General features: G+C 49.9%; 17 protein-coding genes and 1 CRISPR repeat array. Of the genes, 15 read left to right on the top strand and 2 right to left on the bottom strand.

The genetic code is table 11. The features are described 5' to 3' along the window. The first annotated feature begins 65 nt into the window (after positions 1-65). From ASF12_RS00155 to ASF12_RS00115, 9 genes are all read left to right on the top strand, one after another. Complete coding sequence (locus ASF12_RS00155; protein ID WP_056028129.1) at positions 66-413, top strand: DUF1801 domain-containing protein; 348 nt, start codon at positions 66-68, stop codon at positions 411-413. Positions 414-575: 162 nt separating this feature from the next. Continuing rightward, positions 576-1,016 carry a hypothetical protein gene (locus tag ASF12_RS00150; RefSeq protein ID WP_056028126.1) on the top strand — a complete coding sequence of 147 codons (441 nt, stop codon included), beginning with the start codon at positions 576-578 and terminating at the stop codon, positions 1,014-1,016. Continuing rightward, the gene (locus ASF12_RS00145; protein WP_056028123.1) at positions 997-1,617 is read left to right on the top strand and encodes an immunity protein Imm33 domain-containing protein; all 621 of its coding nucleotides are present in this window, start codon (positions 997-999) and stop codon (positions 1,615-1,617) included. The genes ASF12_RS00150 and ASF12_RS00145 overlap by 20 nt, the downstream gene beginning before the upstream one ends. Positions 1,618-1,711: 94 nt before the next feature. Continuing rightward, on the top strand, positions 1,712-2,668 hold the full coding sequence (locus tag ASF12_RS00140; protein ID WP_056028118.1) for an ATP-binding protein: 957 nt from the start codon (positions 1,712-1,714) through the stop codon (positions 2,666-2,668). Between the two features lie 22 nt (positions 2,669-2,690). Next, entirely contained in the window at positions 2,691-3,569 is an 879-nt protein-coding gene (locus tag ASF12_RS00135; RefSeq protein ID WP_056028115.1) for a tetratricopeptide repeat protein, read from the top strand. Continuing rightward, positions 3,566-5,161 carry an AraC family transcriptional regulator gene (locus ASF12_RS00130; protein ID WP_056028112.1) on the top strand — a complete coding sequence of 532 codons (1,596 nt, stop codon included), beginning with the start codon at positions 3,566-3,568 and terminating at the stop codon, positions 5,159-5,161. Before ASF12_RS00135 ends, ASF12_RS00130 begins: the two co-directional genes overlap by 4 nt. 106 nt (positions 5,162-5,267) lie before the next feature. Then, positions 5,268-6,254: an ABC transporter substrate-binding protein gene (locus ASF12_RS00125; protein WP_056028110.1), complete on the top strand. Its 987-nt coding sequence runs from the start codon at positions 5,268-5,270 to the stop codon at positions 6,252-6,254. After that, positions 6,247-7,059: a hypothetical protein gene (locus tag ASF12_RS00120; protein WP_235532995.1), complete on the top strand. Its 813-nt coding sequence runs from the start codon at positions 6,247-6,249 to the stop codon at positions 7,057-7,059. The genes ASF12_RS00125 and ASF12_RS00120 overlap by 8 nt, the downstream gene beginning before the upstream one ends. A gap of 834 nt (positions 7,060-7,893) precedes the next feature. Beyond that, the gene (locus ASF12_RS00115) at positions 7,894-8,451 is read left to right on the top strand and encodes a DUF309 domain-containing protein (RefSeq protein WP_056028101.1); all 558 of its coding nucleotides are present in this window, start codon (positions 7,894-7,896) and stop codon (positions 8,449-8,451) included. A 95-nt stretch (positions 8,452-8,546) separates the two neighbouring features. Here the strand turns inward: ASF12_RS00115 and ASF12_RS00110 are convergent, their stop codons facing one another. Next, a complete protein-coding gene (locus tag ASF12_RS00110; RefSeq protein WP_056028098.1) occupies positions 8,547-9,122 on the bottom strand; it encodes a beta-class carbonic anhydrase in 576 nt (191 codons plus the stop codon). Positions 9,123-9,200: 78 nt separating this feature from the next. Beyond that, positions 9,201-9,521, bottom strand: a complete 321-nt coding sequence (locus tag ASF12_RS00105; protein WP_056028095.1) for an iron-sulfur cluster biosynthesis family protein — start codon at positions 9,519-9,521, stop codon at positions 9,201-9,203. A 194-nt stretch (positions 9,522-9,715) separates the two neighbouring features. On the opposite strand from ASF12_RS00105, the gene ASF12_RS00100 reads away from it, so the two are divergent. The 6 genes from ASF12_RS00100 (at position 9,716) to ASF12_RS00075 (ending at position 19,221) form a co-directional block, all read left to right on the top strand. After that, a complete protein-coding gene (locus ASF12_RS00100) occupies positions 9,716-11,230 on the top strand; it encodes a carboxypeptidase M32 (protein ID WP_056028092.1) in 1,515 nt (504 codons plus the stop codon). Positions 11,231-11,480: 250 nt separating this feature from the next. Next, positions 11,481-12,911: direct repeats of the CRISPR family, unit length 32 nt; unit sequence GTCGCTCCCCGTGCGGGAGCGTGGATTGAAAC. Positions 12,912-13,632: 721 nt separating this feature from the next. Continuing rightward, complete coding sequence (locus ASF12_RS00095) at positions 13,633-14,637, top strand: ABC transporter substrate-binding protein (RefSeq protein WP_056028089.1); 1,005 nt, start codon at positions 13,633-13,635, stop codon at positions 14,635-14,637. 24 nt (positions 14,638-14,661) lie between these two features. After that, positions 14,662-15,474 (top strand): ABC transporter ATP-binding protein, encoded by an 813-nt coding sequence (locus ASF12_RS00090; RefSeq protein ID WP_056028086.1) that lies wholly within the window; start codon positions 14,662-14,664, stop codon positions 15,472-15,474. 133 nt (positions 15,475-15,607) lie between these two features. Then, a complete protein-coding gene (locus ASF12_RS00085; RefSeq protein ID WP_155972906.1) occupies positions 15,608-16,381 on the top strand; it encodes an ABC transporter permease in 774 nt (257 codons plus the stop codon). A gap of 390 nt (positions 16,382-16,771) precedes the next feature. Beyond that, positions 16,772-17,335: an outer spore coat protein CotE gene (locus tag ASF12_RS00080; RefSeq protein ID WP_056028083.1), complete on the top strand. Its 564-nt coding sequence runs from the start codon at positions 16,772-16,774 to the stop codon at positions 17,333-17,335. A gap of 242 nt (positions 17,336-17,577) precedes the next feature. Then, complete coding sequence (locus ASF12_RS00075; RefSeq protein WP_056028080.1) at positions 17,578-19,221, top strand: putative amidoligase domain-containing protein; 1,644 nt, start codon at positions 17,578-17,580, stop codon at positions 19,219-19,221. Positions 19,222-19,296: the final 75 nt, after the last annotated feature.

Below are 19,296 nucleotides of genomic sequence, written 5' to 3'. Positions count from 1 at the left end.
GCAGGAAAAAACAAGCTTGTGAATCATTGTCGAAATTCATCTGATAGGCGAGAGGTGGAAACGTTTTGTCGAAAACAGAAGAAATTACTGCTTTTATAGAAGCGCTGGATGTGCCTTGGCAGGTGGAAATATCCAATCAGCTGCGCAGCCTCGTACACGGGGTCATTCCTGACGTTCAGGAGCGGCTGCAATATAAGAAACCTCACTTTTTGAAAAATGGCAAGTATGCGGCGGTCATTTCGCCTTCCAAAAAAGCGGTTTCCTTCACGATTTTCAACACGGCGAGTCTGGATTTGCCAGCGGAGCTGTTTGAAGGGCCTGAGGAACGAAAAACGATAAAAATTCAGGAAAAGGATACCCCTGATTATTCGCAATTAACGAAATATTTGGAGCAGGCGTCGAAAGAGCTTTAAGCCTCTTCCTTTTGCCCGAAACCTATAAAGCTGTCCAAGCACAAGAATGGAACTGAGGGGCTATTGCAGCTCACAGCACAACTTTCTGATTGGTGCGGGGACAGCTTTTTTTATAAAAACAATTCTATTTCAGCGCGAAGCTTGAAAGTTAAGGAGAGGCCAATGAATAGGGAAGACGCTTTACTCTTATTAAAATGCCATGCCTTTGCGTTTGACGATATCGAGCAGGAGAAAATGACGAAAGGGTTTCTCGGCATGCTCCGCCCCTTTAGCGGTCAGCTCGTAGAGGATAATTTTCATGAGGTAATGACAATCCTTGATGTGCTGTCGCCCGAATTAGCGAGTAAATCGGTCAGCAGTGAAATCATGGCCTGTTTATGGAGCATTTGCCATTTGGGCAGAGCCTGGGCGGTAGAGCCGGATGGCATGCTGCGGAGTAACGGCATCATTACGGCAGAGCAAACGAAGGAGATGGAGGAATGGCTGAGCATCATCTCTTATGCGGTAATGATCCTGCTGGAGGACGGCGGAACAGAGGAAGCCTTTTGGGGATATGAAGAATATAAGAGAGAAAGGGGAATGAATGATGGAATGGACGCTTGAAGATGTAGAGCAGACAAGCAAGCTGTATCCAGACAGCTTCTTTATCCCGCCTGCGAAGGAGCGACGGTCGCAAGAAGTAGGTAGGCGGGTCCGATTGCATTTTACACTGGCAAACCCGGGTGAAAATGAGCCGAGAGCCGAACGGATGTGGGTGGAGGTTACAGGCTTTAACCAAGCGACTGAGCAATACACCGGGGTGCTGACGAACCAGCCAGTCTATTTGAAAACCTTGAAGCTAGGAGACAGCCTAATGTTCGAGCCGCAGCATATTGCCAGAACGATCCTGCGGGAAGGCGATGAAAGATGGCTTGCGGATGGCGAAAAAATGGCGCTCGTTTCTAGGAGATGCTTGGAGCAGGGCGATGCCGTGTGCTGGATGTACCGTGAAGCTGGCGACAATGAGCAGGACAGCGGCTGGCGTTTGTTCGCAGGCGATGAGGAAGACAGCTATATTAACGCCGATAATATTTTCAGGGTGCAGGTTTATGAAATGGTAGACCGGGATGCTAGTTTATTAGTGCCTTTTAAGGGGGAGCTTGGCTCGGCGTTTGAAAGGCAGGGGCAGGATGCTGCATGGGAAGAGGTAGTGGAGGAAGAGTAGAATGGCCCACTTCCCTTGCAAACGACAATATATTTCATTATTCTGGATAAATAGCGTAAATTCAGCATGCTAGATTAGTAGAGGAGAGAGCCTAATGTCTGATTTTGATGATCTCGCAGCGCAAAGGCGCAAAAATCTAAAGCTTATTCAATTCAATCAAGAGGATCAATCGCTTGTCGAGTCGGATAAGCCAGCGGAAACGTTCGATGATGTAGGCGGACTAGAGGATGTTAAGAAGAAAATTCGCATGAACTTCATTTTGCCGCTAAAGCAGCCGGAATTGTTTGCCGCCTATGGCAAATCAGCTGGAGGAAGCTTGCTGCTGTTTGGACCTCCAGGCTGTGGCAAAACGTTTCTGGCACGAGCAGTGGCGGGCGAAATTGAAGCAAATTTTATCCATATTGAGCTGCAGGCGATTCTTTCAATGTACACAGGCCAGAGCGAGCATAATTTGCATGACTTTTTTGAAAAAGCGCGCCAGTGCAGGCCTTGTGTCATTTTCATAGATGAGCTTGATGCAATGGGCGGCAGCCGGAACCAAATGCGCCAGCATCACGACCGCATGCTGGTCAACCAACTGCTGCTAGAGCTGGACGGTCTGCAAGCGGAGAACGAGAACGTATTTGTAATTGGCGCAACCAATACGCCATGGTATTTGGATTCCGCTCTCAGACGTCCCGGACGCTTTAATCACCTTGTCTTTGTACCGCCGCCAGAGGAAGCGGAGCGCCAAACGATTTTGGGGCTGAAGCTGAAAGGCAAGCCGATGGATTCGCTGAATTTGGAGCGGATTGCTGCCGAGACGAAATATTTTTCCGGAGCTGATTTGGAGCAGGTCGTTAGCGATGCGGTGGAATCGGCGATGGAGCGCATGCTGGAGACGGGTGAAGTGCAGCCTATTTCTCAAAATGATGTGAAAGCTGCAGTAAAATCCCGCAAAGCGACAACACTGGAATGGTTCTCCACCGCGAAAAACTATGCGACCTTCAGTGATGTAAACCGTGATTACCAGGTTGTGCTAGATTATATGAAGAAGCACGGCATTAAATAGCAGGAAGGAGCAAGGAAAAGCTTTGGCGGAAGACAGAGATTTTGAGCAAAATACTTATGCTGCTGTATATCAGCTGATCGAGTGGAAACGGTATAAGGAAGCTCTGGAGCAAACGGAGCAGCTTTTGCGCCATAACCCGGAAGATACAGATGCATTAGCCCTTATAGCACAGATTTATTTATTAATGGAAGATTACGAGAAAAGCTTGTATTGGTCCGGTGAAGTGTTGAAGCGAGATCCGGACCATACGGATGCTTGGTATGTGCGGGTTGTCACCTATTACGATATGGATGATGTGAATGCCTTTCTTGAGGCTGCTTATGAAGCTTTGCGAATTGAACCATACAGAGCCCATTACTACTATTTGCTTGCTAGTCAAATGAACAAAATGGGAAAATTAAAGCAAGCGAAGGAGTATCTGCTGCAAGCGCTCCAGCTGAATGCGGATTCGCCGCTTTATTTGGCTGTGCTGAGCTATACGGAAGCGCTGCTGGGTCATTTTGAGGAATCGGAGCAGCTGGACAAGCAGGCTATTCAGATCGAGGCGGAAGATCCAGGTGTGCTGCTGCATCTCGCTTGGGCGGCAGGCCACCGCGGCGATTATACGCTGCAGGAAAAGTATATGCAAAGTGCCGTCAGGCTCAATCCAGAGGATAAGCAATATCAGGATGAATATTTGAATGCTTTGCAAAACAGCCATAAGCTGTACCGTATTTTTTTAGCACCAATGAAGGTTATCCGGCGCATGAAACGCTGGCAGATTCTCGTCAGCTGGCTAGTGGCGGTGTTCTTTTTTAAACCGCTCCTAATTCTATTTATTGTGCTGTATATTTTAGCCCATTGGGTGACGAAGGGCATTGTGCATGTACGCGTTTTTGGTTGGCGGCGTCGCGGCTCATGAATGATCTAGCAAATTTGTTAAAGAGACTGATTTTTACTTCGGTTCACTGCTATTCTTTTCGGGGTCAAGCGGACGATCCATTAACCCCTAAAATTATCCATACCTATGCCATAGTCTATGTAACTGCTGGCAAGGGCTTAATGAAAATGAACGGTCATGCTGCTCAAGTCAAGCCAGGCGATTTATTTTTTCTACAGCCTGAAATGATGGTCGAAGGATATTCGGACTCCACCGATCCGATTCAGTATTCATTGATCGTGTTCTCCTGTATGCAGTTGAGCAGGCAGCGAGAAGGCTGGTCAGTGAAGCGGCCTATATTTCCATTGAAGGGGAAGATGGAGGGAGTTGACGATCTTGCTGCGGTTGAAGGGCTAATTCAGCAATTGTTTGAATTAAATCGGCAAGCCAGAGTACAAGAGAGTCATACGATCCACTACAATCTTTCTAAGCTGCTGTTGCTGATGATGGGCACAAGCAAACCAGCGGAGCAGCAGACTGTAGGCATGGAGCAGGTGCTGGCCTATATGAATGAAAATTACACGAAGGATTTGCAGGTCAGCCAATTGGCGGAAATGGCAGGCTTCAGTCCGAATCATTTTACGAAAATTTTTAAACACCAAATGGGCACCACACCTACCGAATATCTTATGAAGCAACGGATTACTAAAGCAAAGCAATTATTAGTTTCCTCGATGAAAGCTAAGCGTGTAGCTGAGCAGGTCGGTTACAAGGATGAGCATTATTTCAGCAGAGTTTTCAAAAAAGCCGAAGGCGTTGCTCCTACCTTATATATTAAAAATAAATGCCATCGCATTGCGGCTTTATATTATGGACTGGATGACCATCTAATCACGCTTGGCTATAAGCCAGTTGCTGCGCTGTCCTATACGGACCGGGTTTCCTCCACCTACACCATTCCGAGGCTGAATGCGTACAGCCAGCAAAGCTCTATGCTCCAAGGCGGTCACACGAATTACGATAAGCTGCTCCGAACAAAGCCGGATCTGATGCTGACAAGTGATCGTCTGGAGCGAGATGAGCTGCTAAATCAGATTGCGCCAACTGCCGTACTAAAGCATTCGAACAAGTATGGACAGACGCTGGAGCAGCTTGCTGGCCTATTAGGCAGAGAGCAGCAGGCCGCAGCATGGATAAGCAGCTATGGCGAGAGAACGGAAAAGCTGAAGGAACGAATGAAGGCCTGCTTGGGAGAACAGAGCGTTTATTTTATAAGGGTGAGCCAGAACTTTTATCGGGTATATGGGCGAAAAAATCAAACGGGCAGCCTTTTTTATGATGATCTGGGTTTAACGCTTCCGGATCGGTTCCCTGCTCACGAATGGGCACTCGATATCCAGCTGAATGAACTGCCATTATTTAATTCACAGCATATTTTTCTGATGGCTGATCCAACTAAAGGCTCGAAGAAGCGCTTGCAGCAGTTGCTTCAATCGGAAGAGTGGCAATCCCTTGATGCGGTACGTCGCCATCATGTATATGATGCTAGTGATTTATTTTTCAAAGCGCTGGGCCCTTCCGGGAGAATGTGGGCGATGAACTATGCAGCATTAAAGCTGGGAATAATAGAATGAAATGATCCAACCTAATCGCATGGAATAATCCATGGTTATTGGAAGGGCCTTTCTTTATGATTAGTGATAATGATTATTATTACTATAAAGAGAGGGTTAACAACAAATGAATAAGCACCGAATGATGTACCTCGTATTATGGGCTATGCTGCTGCTTGCAGTGACGGCTTGCGGTAAAGCAGAAGGTCAAGCGAGCGAGTCTGAACAAACGAATCAATCTGCAAATCAACCTGTGGAAAAAGCGACTCGAACCGTTACCCACCTAAAAGGGGAGGCCATCGTTCCAGCTAAGATCGACAAAATAGTCGTGCTTTCCGCTGCTTATATCGATCATCTGCTGACTATCGGCGAAAAACCAGTTGGCGTAAATGTAGAGACCCGTTATGGTGGAGATTACCTGCCTTATTTGGCAAGCGAGCTGGAAGGTGTACAATTAGTAGGCTCTGCGGATAGTCCCAATTTGGAAGCAATTGTTCAACTGGAGCCGGATGTCATTCTCATAGAGAGCCGGACCGCGGAAAATACGTATGATCAGCTGGCAAAGATCGCGCCAACGCTTGTGCTTGGTACGGAGTGGCTGGAGTATGGCGATGATACGACCTACTGGACTGCGGATTTATTGAAGGTGGCCGAATTGTACGACAAAGTGGATTTGGCTAAAGTGAAAATTGCCGAGCTTGATGCAAAGACTAAACAAGCCAGTGAGAAAATTAAGGCTATCGACAACCATAACCTTGCTTATTTAAGAGTCAGAGAGAAAAACCTGCAAATTTATGCGGAAAAAGGCCATCCAACAAATACGTTGTTGTACCACGATCTCGGCTTTACGAAAACGTCATTGACGCCTGAGGAGCAGCGCGGCGAGCTGTCTTTAGAAGTGATTTCGGGCTTAGACGCCGATTATATCGTGCTTGAGGTTGATCCTAATGGACAGGATAATCTCAAGAGCATCAACGATAGCTCTTTTTGGAATAAGGTTTCTGCGGTGCAAAACAATAAGGTGTATGAAACAGACTCGTTTTGGCTCTTTAAAGGCTGGGGCGTCATTGGACGCGGACAAATCATAGATGAAGTATTGAAGATGATTGAGTAAGAAGATGGAGGATTGTTCTCAGCGGGAACAGGCGGCTAACTTTTTACAAGACCATTTTCGGATATCCATAGGGGAATTGGCGGAAGAAGCTTATCCATTCTCTGCTGCAGAGCTTCTAGATCCTGCTAAATGCTCTCACATTATGAAGCTCCAGTCCAGACAATTGGGAGATCCGGGTGGTATTGTAGTAGGAACCTTGTTTGCCAAACGTTACGCTGTATTTTTTATGGGCATGCTGTCTGCTGTTAGTTTATTTGACTGTCTACTGGAAACATCGGCTGCAAATGTGCGATTTCGAATAATGAATCTAGCAGCGATGGAGTATCAGGCAACGTTGGCCGTGCGTCCATGGCCGCCCGTTTTTGAGCTGGAACAACGCAAAGTAGAGGTTGAAAATTGGACAGATCGTTTGCTTCAGCATACGGAAAAGATTTTGACGGCGGTATCCTCGCATACTGGAGCAAAGGTTAGCGTCATGTGGTCGCTGATTTCGCATTATGTTCAAAAATGTTATGCCCAACTCGAGCACAATACGAGTATTTGGCAAACGGAACAGCGATTGCAGCTTATAAAGGCTGACCGGCATGTTTTGTTCCAAAAAAGGCATGGTAATCCGCTGGATGTTTCATTTAAAGAATTTCAGCATCGCCAATATGGAGGGGCTTCGGTTCTTTTACGGCGATATTGCTGCTTAGCTTACCGGCTGCGGCGGGAGGGACAGCAGGTGCATGGGTATTGCAGTACTTGCCCAAAGATCAGCGCTGAGGAGAGGCTCGATCTATTGAAGGATGGAGCAAATACTTAGCTGATAACGAATAGATTAGGTGTGCTTTTACAGAGGCTCCTGCGGCTTAAGCTGCTGGGAGCGTCTTTTTTTTATAGGAACAGTAAGTCTAGAGGCTTTTTATATTGAAAGATGGCTAAGCCAAAGAGACCTGCTCTTGAGGGAGTCGGTTTCTTTGTGCTTTACACTATTCTTTTAAAGAAAAGGCATAAGTACAAACCGTATGATTGAAAAATCCATTAACTAGCATCAGAGGAGCAATTTCGAGGGATTAAAAAATAAAGCATGTTAGCACATTGGCACATTGGCAGAATGATTACTTTATATAGCTTTCGTTAGTAGGTAGCATGACGAGAATATGTAGCTTTCTATTTTATCGTTAGCTATATTTTTATAAGTTCAACCGTCTACGGAAATTAGGGCACGTCATAAAATGATCGATAGCTACTAAAACAGTCAATGAGTCTAAAAAATAAATCAGCTGTTTCCATTAATGCATCGAAAACAGCTGGTTATCTTGGCCTTATTATTCATATTGTCATCGTATAATAAAGTTTTATTTAAAATTACTTGAAGCAGTAGCTCCGATCATCGTGCCTGTATCACCTGGATCTATGGTTTATAAAAAATCTGTTAAAGTTATCCACTTGCTTTTTTTTTAAAAATAAATCTAATTCATTCCATTGTAAAGTATTGGTAGCCGTATTTTATTTAGACTGAGCTTGGGCGAATATTGTTGCATGATCGCCAGAGAAATTATCGTTTGAATGGCATTCGCTGTGGCCTGATTAGTCAGTTGCACATCCTCAACACAAAACGCTACAATGAGGAGAAAGGCAGAAGGGAAAGATTGGTATGAAATATCCAGGACATTACGTATCGTATTTAGTTGAGTTTCATGCAACGCGAGATTTTTTCGAATGCCATGAGCTGTTGGAGGAGTATTGGAAGGAACATCCAGAAGATGAGCGGGCGTTAATCTGGGTAGGGCTGATCCAGCTGGCTGTTGGCCAATATCATGAGCGGCGGGGCAATCTCGCAGGCGCAGCAAAAATGTACGAGCAAGCGCTCGGCAAGCTGACCGCCGTAGCTCTGGACAGTCTCGGACTAAATGGCGCTAAGGCAGTTGTGGAACTGGAAGCTGTGCTCGCGAGGGCCAAGCCTCAGGAAGATGTCATTTCGCCTGTCTATCAAGATATGACTCTCGAGATTGTCGATGCTGAACTGCAAGTGTTATGTGAGCAGGAATGCACGGAAAGAGGAATAACCCAGAAGCAGTGGGGGTTGCCAAGCGATATGACAGACGAAGCGCTTATCCATCGTCATACGTTGCGGGATCGCAGCGATGTCATTGCCGCAAGAGCAGAAGCGATTGCCGCGAGAACAAAGAAGCCGTCCACGCACAATCGTTGAATGATTGTGCGCAGGCAGCTATCGGTTCAACTTCCCTTTTGTGCGGGAACGGCTACTTTTTCAAATCAATAGGTTTATTTAGGAAAGGCTTGCGTTTATGGCTGCTTCAGCTTGTCATAGCCGTTGACAATGAGATCAAGTTGGCCTGTTTCCGGCTCTATCGTCATGCCATGAACGGGAACGTTTGGCGGAAGCAGAGGGTGGTTGCGGATAATGCCTACGCTTTTCTCCACGCTTTCTTTCACATTGTCGAATCCAGTCAGCCAGCGCATAAAATTGAGCCCGGAATGCCTCAGCGTTTCAACCGTCTGCTCAGGTACGCCGCGATCCGTCATATGCTGGACGATGACCTCGGGATTAAGCCCGGTCATGCCGCAGCCATGATGCCCGATAACAAACACTTCATCGGCTTGCAGCTCGTAGATGGCGATTAAGACGCTCCTCATAATATTGCCGAACGGTTGGGTGACGATGCCGCCAGCGTTTTTAATAATTTTGGCGTCTCCGTTGCGCAGGTTCATCGCTTTAGGCAGCATTTCGGTGAGTCGCGTATCCATGCAGGTGACGATAACCATTTTTCGATCGGGAAAACGGCTCGTTATGTATTGCTCATAATCTTTGCGCTCAACAAAAGCTGTATTATCGTTCATGATTTGATCAACGTTGTTCATAGGCTCCTCCTATATCTGGTGTTGCAGATTAATCTTAGTTGAATCCTCATAAAACACAGTGTGCATAGGCTGGAGCCTTCAGGCCGTCAGAAATCGCAAATTAAGGGAATAGATTTGTCCGTCGCTTTTCAAACTGAATGTTCCACGATCTGTATCGTAACCGATACGCAGTTGAGGCTCAAAAAAAACTTCATGGCGGGGCTCATACAAAAAGGAGAAGGGCTGACCTTGTGTTAATCGGTCGTCTGAACTAGGTTCCTTTACAAGCTGGAGGGCAGGGACGCCGCTGACAACGCAGCCGCAGCCTTCTGTATCATGCAGCAGCTTAAGCTGATGAACGCCGTCCTCTAAATAAGGAGAAAGCTGCTCAACTGCCGATGGCGAAAAAGTTATAAACATAGGTGATGCCTCTCTTCCATTTCAAATCGCACTTTAATGATGTTTAGATTAAAGTTGATTATACGTACAGTAATCGTTAAGATCAAGTTAAGATCAGATGAAAGATGAAGGAATGACGTTATTCTTTTGCTGAAATCGCTCATTTTATGGTGAAACAGGCTGATCTTTTATTTATTTGGAAAGGGTGATGAGAAATGACCGTACATAATTCGAAGGCACTTGCTCCGTTTCTGGAAACGGTGAAAAAATTGAAAGCTTACGGTGAGGCGCTAGGCGTGCTGTATTGGGACCTGCGCACCGGCGCTCCGCGCAAAGGCATGGATATGCGTTCGGAGGTCATCGGATCTTTGTCCGGCGACATGTTCAAGCTTTCCACATCGCCTGAATTAGGTGAATGGCTGAGTGAGCTGGAACAGCCGGAAACGTTTGGCAAACTAAGCGAAATAGAGCGCAAGCTTGTAACCGATACGAGGGAAGAATACGACCGCAGCGTCAAAATTCCGCCGAAGCTTTATGAGGAGCATGTCGTTATTTGCTCCCAGGCAGAATCCAAATGGGAAGAAGCGAAGGCAGCTAACGATTATGAGGGCTTCCAGCCTTATTTGGAAAAAGTCATCGATTATACGCAGCAGTTTATCGACTTATGGGGGCCGAAAGAAACCCGCTATGACACGCTGCTTGACCAATATGAGCCGGGCATGACCGTGAAGGAGCTGGACAAAGTGTTCGGCGGCTTGCGCGAGCAGCTGGTTCCACTAGCAGCAGCAATTGCGGCTTCCAAGCATCAACCGGATACGTCCTTCCTGCGTCAAAACTATGATAAGCAAGCTCAAAAAGCGTTCAGCCTGCGGATTTTGAAGCAGATGGGCTACGATTTTGAAGCGGGCAGACTTGATGAAAGCACGCATCCATTCGCAACAGGACTCAACACAGGCGACGTGCGAATTACGACACGTTATTTGGAAGATGATGTGACGAGCGCCTTGTTCGGCACCATTCACGAGGGTGGCCATGCGCTGTATGAGCAAAATATTATGGCTGAGCTGGATGGAACGACGCTAAGCACAGGCACATCGATGGGCATCCATGAGTCGCAATCACGTTTCTGGGAAAATGTCATTGGCCGCAGCAAGCCGTTCTGGCAGCATAATTTTGCCGCTTTGCAGCAGCAGTTCCCGGGTCAGCTTGATGTGACGCTGGATCAGTTTTATCGGGGAAATAACGTCGTTCAGCCGTCACTCATTCGCATTGAAGCCGATGAACTGACGTATAATCTTCATATTATTATCCGCTATGAAATTGAGAAAATGATATTTAACGAAGGCGCGAAGGCCGCGGATCTTCCCGCTATTTGGAATGATAAATATAAGGAATATCTGGGTATTGAACCACCGACGAATGCAGAAGGCGTCCTGCAGGATGTACACTGGTCCGGCGGCGCATTCGGCTACTTCCCGTCCTATTCTCTGGGCAACATGTATGCAGCGCAATTCGCCGATACACTGGAGCGCGAGCTGCCGAACTTCTGGGAGCTTGTAAGCACAGGGAATCTGCTGCCGATCAAAGAATGGCTCAGCGAACGCATTTACAAATACGGCAAGCTCAGAACACCTTCCGAGTTGATCCAAAATGTAACCGGCAAGCCGCTGGACCCGCAATATTTGGTGAAATATTTGGAGAAGAAGTATAGCGAGATTTATAAGCTTTAGTAAGGGAATAGTTGTAGCTGGTAAGGAAGGTTTGGTTAGTGGGGGAAGGGAGCCGTGCTATTATAGGAAGCGACTTACCTCCACGCGAACCGGAAGCTCCCATGAAAACCCCGGCACGTTCGCACTCCGCTCCCCGTAAGGGGTAATGCGGATTTTGGATTAGCTAAACGGGTGGATAAGGGAGAGGAAAATGAGGTTCGCGAAAATGGGCCTTTTTTTCCTTGCTAGGTAAGGAGTTTTTGAGGGTGCTGTCGCTCCCCGTGCGGGAGCGTGGATTGAAACGGAAAAAACCAGCGACAAGTGCGAAAAAAAACTGGTCGCTCCCCGTGCGGGAGCGTGGATTGAAACAACTTACTACTACCCATGACGGGCAGCGTGTAATTGTCGCTCCCCGTGCGGGAGCGTGGATTGAAACCTTGCGTCAAAGGCGGTAACATCAACGTGCGTTCGAGTCGCTCCCCGTGCGGGAGCGTGGATTGAAACCGTAATCGTGCGGTTGTTGACGGTCGCTGTGTGAAGTCGCTCCCCGTGCGGGAGCGTGGATTGAAACTTGTCGTCGATGATAATAAATTGAAATGATGGAGGTCGCTCCCCGTGCGGGAGCGTGGATTGAAACTCTATAATCAACCATTCAATAAAATGATACTCCATGTCGCTCCCCGTGCGGGAGCGTGGATTGAAACTACACCATATGAGGATGTATGTCAAGAATATCCCGTCGCTCCCCGTGCGGGAGCGTGGATTGAAACCCCCCGTCAATACATGGAAGAGGAGGGAGGTTGTGTCGCTCCCCGTGCGGGAGCGTGGATTGAAACGTTTAGATCGGCTGGTATATTCATAACCTCTCCCCGTCGCTCCCCGTGCGGGAGCGTGGATTGAAACGGGTGACATGCTCATATTTACACTAGGTACGTTAGTCGCTCCCCGTGCGGGAGCGTGGATTGAAACAATTACGATATCGGTTACGAGCGGAACGGACAACGTCGCTCCCCGTGCGGGAGCGTGGATTGAAACTAGCGCTTTTACGCGTTCGACTGCGTCCTTATATGTCGCTCCCCGTGCGGGAGCGTGGATTGAAACTTAAAGTAGAAGAAATAGAGCACGAACAGATTGAGTCGCTCCCCGTGCGGGAGCGTGGATTGAAACTAGGAGTTTACCGCGTCCGTCTGCGCTGGCCGCTAAGTCGCTCCCCGTGCGGGAGCGTGGATTGAAACTTGCATCTCCGTTGCGGGATGTTCGCGCCATAACGGTCGCTCCCCGTGCGGGAGCGTGGATTGAAACTATTTGGTTTATACGTGTGGTCCACACGAGTTGAGTCGCTCCCCGTGCGGGAGCGTGGATTGAAACCTGCTCGGTTTTATTAAGGTCCGCCATCTCATTCGTCGCTCCCCGTGCGGGAGCGTGGATTGAAACTCGGCTGAAAAGGTAGTGTTGCATCCCCTGCATTAAGTCGCTCCCCGTGCGGGAGCGTGGATTGAAACACACGTGGAATTGCGTTAACTGGTTCAAAAGCCGGGTCGCTCCCCGTGCGGGAGCGTGGATTGAAACCATCCTGTCTCATGTCCCGCCTGCGCAATAGTCAGTCGCTCCCCGTGCGGGAGCGTGGATTGAAACTTGATGGCGTATTCTTCAATCGTGATCCATCCACCGTCGCTCCCCGTGCGGGAGCGTGGATTGAAATGTTTATTAATTTATATAAAATGCAAATTTATTTTATTGCTTCCGATGATGTGTATGCAAACGGAAGCTCTTCCTGCTGCACCTTGCTAAGTACGTATTCGAGACCAATCTCCTCTGACTGTTCAAGGCTTAAGGAAGCACAGCATGCGATTGTTACTTAGAGTACAGTCACAGAGACCACTGTGGCTTAGGATATATATATTTGGAAACTTATTCCTTTTTTGAAGGACTGAGTTTCCGTTATTCTGGATTTCACTCCCATTTTGGGCCTTAAGCGGACAGGAGAGCCGCTATTACCTTCATAATCCTCTCAAAATGACGATGGGCAGCGCATTAGCGGCTCCTGAGTCCGCAGCCTGTGCCAAAACCAGTGATTCGGTACAAATAGCGGCTGCTGCGTCCTCCAAGTCTATTTTTGTCTGTTTGTGCAGGGAGCAAAGCTCCAAAAAGAGCAGCATGAAGCTGCCTTTTGGTAAGTAGGTTCACATTTATGAGTTGTGCCATTCTCGGTAGTAGAGGGAAGACGTTTGAACGCTGGCTTCTTTCGAGATATAGCTCGCTTGCGTTCACATACATGCCCTAGTAGAGCCGTTATTCCGGAGCAGGTGGAATAACGGCTTTTTCATGCCCAAAAAGCCGTTAGCGGCAATCACCGCCGACGATATGCACGCATAGGCTGGAGTACAACACGCAAGCTGTAAATAGCGGGAGGAGAAAGAAAGATGAGGAGAAGATGGACAACGTTGCTGCTAGTTGTCACGCTGGCTGCAACCGCTGCGCTGGCAGGCTGCGGCGGCAAAAGCGAGAAAACAACGCTGAAAGTCGGCGAGGTCACGCGCTCTCTCTTTTATGCGCCACAATATGTAGCGCTGGAGAAGGGCTTTTTTGAAGAGGAAGGGCTGAACATTGAACTGACAACAACGGCTGGCGGTGACAAGACGATGACGGCCCTTCTGTCGGGCGTAATCGATGTGGCGCTTGTCGGCTCGGAAACTTCGATTTATGTGTACCAGCAGGGAGCTGAGGACCCGGTCATCAATTTTGCCCAATTGACGCAGACCGATGGGACGTTTCTAGTTGCTCGCGAGCCGGAGCCCACCTTTGATTGGCAGTCATTGAAAGGAAAAACTTTCCTTGGACAGCGGAAGGGTGGAATGCCGCAGATGGCTGGAGAATTTACACTAAAAAAATTCGGAATTGACCCGCAGAAGGATTTGGAGCTGATCCAAAATGTCGATTTTGCCAATATTTCGGCAGCTTATGCTTCAGGGACAGGCGATTTCGTGCAGCTTTTTGAGCCGACGGCTTCTATTTTTGAGAAAGAGGGCCGTGGCAAGGTTGTGGCTTCCTTTGGTGCGGAGAGCGGGCATTTGCCGTACACCGTTTATATGGCGAAGCAAAGCTTTACAAACAAAAACAAGTCGGCGCTGCAATCTTTCACCAATGCGATTCATCGGGCACAATTATGGGTGGCTGAAAATAGTGCCGAAACCATTGCGGACGTTGTCCTGCCTTATTTTGAAAATGTAGATCGCGGCATTTTGATTAGCTCGATCGATCGTTATAAGCAGCAAGGCTCTTTCGCGACCGACCCGATTATTGACCAGGAGGAATGGAACAATTTGCTGGACGTCATGACCTCGGCCGGCGAACTGAAGGCGCGAACCGAGCATGATGCCATCGTAAACACGGCCTTTGCGGAAGCTGCGATTGAAGCCGTGAAGTAGCGATGGCTGCGAGGAGGAAAAAAGATGGCGAATAGTGACCCCGCGCTTACGCTGCGGCAAGTGACTCATGTATATGTGAATGACAAGGGCGCCTCGCTTGCTGTGGAGGATATGAACTTGACCGTTCAGCGCGGCGAGTTCGTCAGTCTGGTTGGCCCAAGCGGATGCGGAAAAACGACGGTGCTCAGCATGCTGGCGGGCTTGTTTTTACCGACACGCGGCGAAGTGCTCCTGAACAATCGACAGGTTAAACAACCGTCAACCCTTGTCGGTTATATGCTCCAGCAGGATTATTTGTTTCCATGGCGGACGATTTTGGATAATGCGGCGCTGGGGCTGGAATTGACGGGGAATAAGACGCAGGCTGCGCTTGAAACCGTAGCTGAATTGCTGGCTGAGCTCGGCCTGCCCGGAGCGGGAGCCCGTTATCCGCATGAGCTGTCGGGCGGTATGAGGCAGCGGGTCGCCTTGGCGCGGACGCTGGCAACTGAGCCGGAAGTATTGCTGCTGGATGAGCCTTTTTCTGCGCTGGATTTGCACATTAAGCTTCAATTGGAGGATTTGGTGCAGGTAACGCTGCGAAAGCTTGGGAAAACGGCGCTGCTCGTCACGCATGATCTATCTGAAGCGGTGGCGATGAGTGATCGCGTCATAGTACTGGCAGCAAATCCAGGTCGAATTCGCTACGAGCTGACGATACCCGATTCAATCCGGCAGGCATCACCGATGAAAGCTCGACAGCTGCCGGAATTTCAGCCGCTGTTCGATCAATTATGGGCAGAGCTGGACGCTGCCGAGAAGACCCTCTGGGAAGGGAGCGAGAGCAATGAAGGATGACGGGGGTTCAAATCAGCAAAGGGAGCAACACACAGATAGTAAGCCGGAGCGAGTAGGGCAGGAACAGATACAATTGCCTTCTGATGTAAAAGAGGGTAGAGCAGTATGGCTAGACTGGCTGCACCAGGCTTATATGCGGCGGGCAAAAAGGACGACGGCGTTAGTCGGAGTGACGCAGTTCATTATTTTAGTACTCTTTATTGGGCTGTGGGAGGCCGCGGGACGTAATCGGTGGGTTGATCCGCTGCTGTTCAGCTATCCAACGAAGATGTTCCATCAATTGTGGGGGACGATGTCGGACGGCTCAATCTGGCCGCATATCGGGGTGACCGTATCAGAAACGATTGTCGGATTTGCACTGGGCACACTGCTGGGCACGCTCCTTGCGGCGCTGCTGTGGTGGTTCCCTTTTGTATCGCGGGTTGCGGACCCTTATTTGGTCGTGCTGAACAGCATGCCGAAGGTAGCGCTAGGGCCAATCTTTATCGTTTGTCTTGGTCCTGGCTTTCTCTCCATTGTAGCGGTCACCTTGTCGGTAACGGTTATTATTACAACCTTGAACATCTATAACCAGTTTCGTGAGGTGGATGCAGGCTATATTAAAGTCGTCCGGCTGTTCGGAGCGGGGCGGTCACAGCTTTTTCGCAGCGTGATTTTGCCAGCTTCGTTCCCGGTTATTATTTCGACGCTGAAAGTGAATGTGGGCTTGGCATGGATCGGCGTTATTGTAGGCGAGTTTCTCGTGGCGAAGCTTGGGCTGGGCTACCTAATTATTTATGGCTTCCAAGTGTTCAACTTTACGCTCGTTCTCTCCAGCCTCCTTGTAATTGCTGCGGTTGCGACGGTTATGTACAAAGCCGTTTCGGCGCTGGAGCGCAGGCTGATGGCGGGATATCGTGAGCAGTAGGGCATATGGCAAAACGTTTTTTATGTCATTTTTTGAGCTAGTTCGTAGATAACAATAGGTACAAATACAGGCTTTGGCATAATGGCTAGGGCACCTTCATAACTATGAGTATAGTTCGATTTTAGCTGGCGCTTTCGTAATAGGAGCGGGAGCTGCAAGGGTGAAAAAAGATTTTGCGGCGAGCCTCCCGCAAGCTGCTCGTATATAGCGGCCAACTAAAGGCGGGGAAATGGGGAGCGAAGGTCTTGGGGAAACGTGGATTTACGTTTTGCAGCGGGTTTTGTGGGTGTTTTTTAAAACAATCTCTCTTTGTCTGCATTCGTTTTATCAACATTCGCCCACGTCCTGCATACACTTTAAGTGAATGATTGCATGGAGGAGGTTAAATCAATGGCTAATGCAGATAAACAGCTTCAGTACAGAGAAATTATCACCAAAGCTGTCTGCGGCAAAGGTCGTAAGTTTTCCACTGTAACCCATACCGTTACGCCGCCTCAACATCCGACCAGTATTTTGGGCGCATGGATTATCAACCATCAATATGAAGCGGTTCGTTCGGGCGATGGGATTGAGGTCATCGGTACTTACGACATTAACATCTGGTACTCGTACAGCAAAAACTCGCAAACCGAGGTTGCGAAGGAATCCGTTCATTATGTAGAAAATGTTCCGCTTTCGTTTGTCGATCCGAAGCATCGCGCTACAACCGTGGAAGTTTCAGCAGACGCGCTTCAGGAGCCGAATTGTATCGAAGCGAATGTTTCATCGAGCGGCTCCGGCGTTGTCATCCGGGTTGAACGCGAATTTTCGGTAGAGCTGGTTGCCGAGACAAAAGTGACGGTTGCTTGTATCCCTGGAGGTTTGGACGGCCTTGATGCCAAGGAATACGAGTTCGGTCTCGGCGATGACGACTACGAAGATCTTGATCCGGATTTGCTCGACGACGAGCTTTAATCTGGCAGCCTGACGGCCATGTGGCTTATGTGGATTGAAACTTCCCGGCACGGAAGCTTAAATCTTCTCCACGGTAGCTTAACTCCATTGTGCCTCGGCTTCTGTACGGTATGATATGCGGCGATGTCCGCAAACTTGAGGGCGAAAGCCCTCTTTTTGTTGGAATTAAACATAATCGGGCGTATGCCCTATAAGCCAGGTTTGAGTAGGGTGAGTGGGTTTTAGTAGAAAGGAGCAATGAGATGGCGGCAGTATGGCTGTGGAACAGCAGTACAGGGCGATTGGAGTTGGCGGGCAAAGAGAATGCCGCTGCCGCTGAATCAGCTCCAACTGCAAGCCTGCTTGCAGAGGTCAAGGCTGGGGACGCGGTTATCGTGAGCGGCTGTGTTGCTGAGAAAAAGAAGGGTAGTGAATCTAGGCAGGGAGAGACAGGTCAGCAGGGAGAGACAGGTCAGCAAGGCGAGAGCGGGCAAGGGCAGAGTAGGTGGGAACAGCAGGGCGTTAAAGAAAAGCGGGGCTTGAGGGAACAGAAGGTAATTGCGGAAAAACAGCATATGAGTGAAAAACGTGAAGGCTGTGAAAAGCAGGTGCTGCCTGCTTTGCCAAGCGGCATCTGGCTGCTGAATGAGGGGGAGATCGGCTTTGCGGCGATGTCTGCCGCCGAGCAGCAGCAAAGGCTGCGCCGGGCAGGCTTGCTCCGGCGGCAGGAGCTGGGAGATAGCGACCGATTGTATAAGGTCGCTATTGCGCATTTGGAGCCGATCGAGCTGCAGCGCCTCGATCGGTGGGGCAGGCCCGCAGCGGGGCAGCCGCTGCTGCGGGCGGAGCCAGGCGGCCATGCGGCAGTGCCATGGCCGCGGGATGCGGCTCTGCGGCGGGTCATCCGCGCCGCAGTCGCCGCTTTGTATGCACTCGGCCTCGATATGGGCGAGGCCGAGGTTGTGCTGGGCGAAGGCGGGCGTGCCGCCGTCCGCGCAGCGGGGGCTGTGCGCGATGCGAAGCTGCGCGCAGTGGGCTTGGCGCGGATGGCCGCCTGGTATGAGGCGGCAGCAGCGCCTATGCCGGGAACGGCGCCCAAGCTGATGCTGGGCGCCGACCCGGAGTTTGCGCTGGTGCGGCCGGATGGGCGGATCGTGCCGGCTTCGCGCTTTTTTGGCGATGGCGCCCAAGGGGCCGCGGGCAGCGACGCCATGCTCATTGGGCGACGGATCGTCTATCCCGTCGCCGAGCTGCGGCCCGAGCCGGCTGAAAGCCCGGCCGCGCTGACCGCGCATCTCCGTCGGCTGCTGCTGCGCGCCGCCGAACGCATAAGCGACCCCAGCCTCTGCTGGGTCGCCGGAGCCATGCCCGTGCCGGGGCTGCCGCTCGGCGGGCACATCCATCTCAGCGGCACGCCGCTATCCAGCCGACTGCTGCGGCTGCTCGACAGCTACGCGGCGTTTCCGCTCGCGCTCGTCGAAGACCCGGCCGGCCGGGGCAGACGCCCCCGTTACGGCGCCCTTGGCGAATACCGCCAGCAGACGCATGGCGGCTTCGAATACCGCACGCTGCCGAGCTGGCTCATCTCGCCAGCAGCGGCAAAAGCCGCGCTCGCGCTCGCGCTGCTATGCGCGCGCGAGACTAGAGTCCTCACCGACATACCGGCTCTTGACGAGCGGTATGTCGAAGCCTTCTACTCCGGCGACCGAGCAGAGCTGGCCGGGTGTCTGGACCCGCTTGCCTCAGCGCTGGCGGCGACGCCAAGCTATGCGGCCCTTGCGGCCGATATCGAGCCTTTGCTCGATGCAGCGCGGCGCGGCATAACCTGGGATGAGCGGGCTGACATCCGCCACAAATGGCGCATCCCTATGCCAGCTCCAGCTTCTAACAAGCCGCGAAACAAATAGACGACATAATTTTTATTATTTAATCTTTAATGTTCATTACATGCTTCACCTCAGCTCTATAATGGAAGCAAACGA

The organism is Paenibacillus sp. Leaf72, assembly GCF_001422685.1.
In the GTDB taxonomy this organism is placed as follows: domain Bacteria; phylum Bacillota; class Bacilli; order Paenibacillales; family Paenibacillaceae; genus Pristimantibacillus.
The sequence above is the reverse complement of the archived record's forward strand: the minus strand, read 5'-3'. Positions and strand labels throughout refer to the sequence as shown.

Bases quoted from the DNA above. Each gene is read 5' to 3' on its own strand.
- ASF12_RS00150 (WP_056028126.1), top strand. From the start codon at position 576: ATGAATAGGGAAGACGCTTTACTCTTATTAAAATGCCATGCCTTTGCG.
- ASF12_RS00145 (WP_056028123.1), top strand. From the start codon at position 997: ATGATGGAATGGACGCTTGAAGATGTAGAGCAGACAAGCAAGCTGTAT.
- ASF12_RS00140 (WP_056028118.1), top strand. From the start codon at position 1,712: ATGTCTGATTTTGATGATCTCGCAGCGCAAAGGCGCAAAAATCTAAAG.
- ASF12_RS00130 (WP_056028112.1), top strand. From the start codon at position 3,566: ATGAATGATCTAGCAAATTTGTTAAAGAGACTGATTTTTACTTCGGTT.
- ASF12_RS00125 (WP_056028110.1), top strand. From the start codon at position 5,268: ATGAATAAGCACCGAATGATGTACCTCGTATTATGGGCTATGCTGCTG.
- ASF12_RS00115 (WP_056028101.1), top strand. From the start codon at position 7,894: ATGAAATATCCAGGACATTACGTATCGTATTTAGTTGAGTTTCATGCA.
- ASF12_RS00110 (WP_056028098.1), bottom strand. From the start codon at position 9,122: ATGAACAACGTTGATCAAATCATGAACGATAATACAGCTTTTGTTGAG.
- ASF12_RS00105 (WP_056028095.1), bottom strand. From the start codon at position 9,521: ATGTTTATAACTTTTTCGCCATCGGCAGTTGAGCAGCTTTCTCCTTAT.
- ASF12_RS00100 (WP_056028092.1), top strand. From the start codon at position 9,716: ATGACCGTACATAATTCGAAGGCACTTGCTCCGTTTCTGGAAACGGTG.
- ASF12_RS00095 (WP_056028089.1), top strand. From the start codon at position 13,633: ATGAGGAGAAGATGGACAACGTTGCTGCTAGTTGTCACGCTGGCTGCA.
- ASF12_RS00090 (WP_056028086.1), top strand. From the start codon at position 14,662: ATGGCGAATAGTGACCCCGCGCTTACGCTGCGGCAAGTGACTCATGTA.
- ASF12_RS00085 (WP_155972906.1), top strand. From the start codon at position 15,608: ATGCGGCGGGCAAAAAGGACGACGGCGTTAGTCGGAGTGACGCAGTTC.
- ASF12_RS00080 (WP_056028083.1), top strand. From the start codon at position 16,772: ATGGCTAATGCAGATAAACAGCTTCAGTACAGAGAAATTATCACCAAA.
- ASF12_RS00075 (WP_056028080.1), top strand. From the start codon at position 17,578: ATGGCGGCAGTATGGCTGTGGAACAGCAGTACAGGGCGATTGGAGTTG.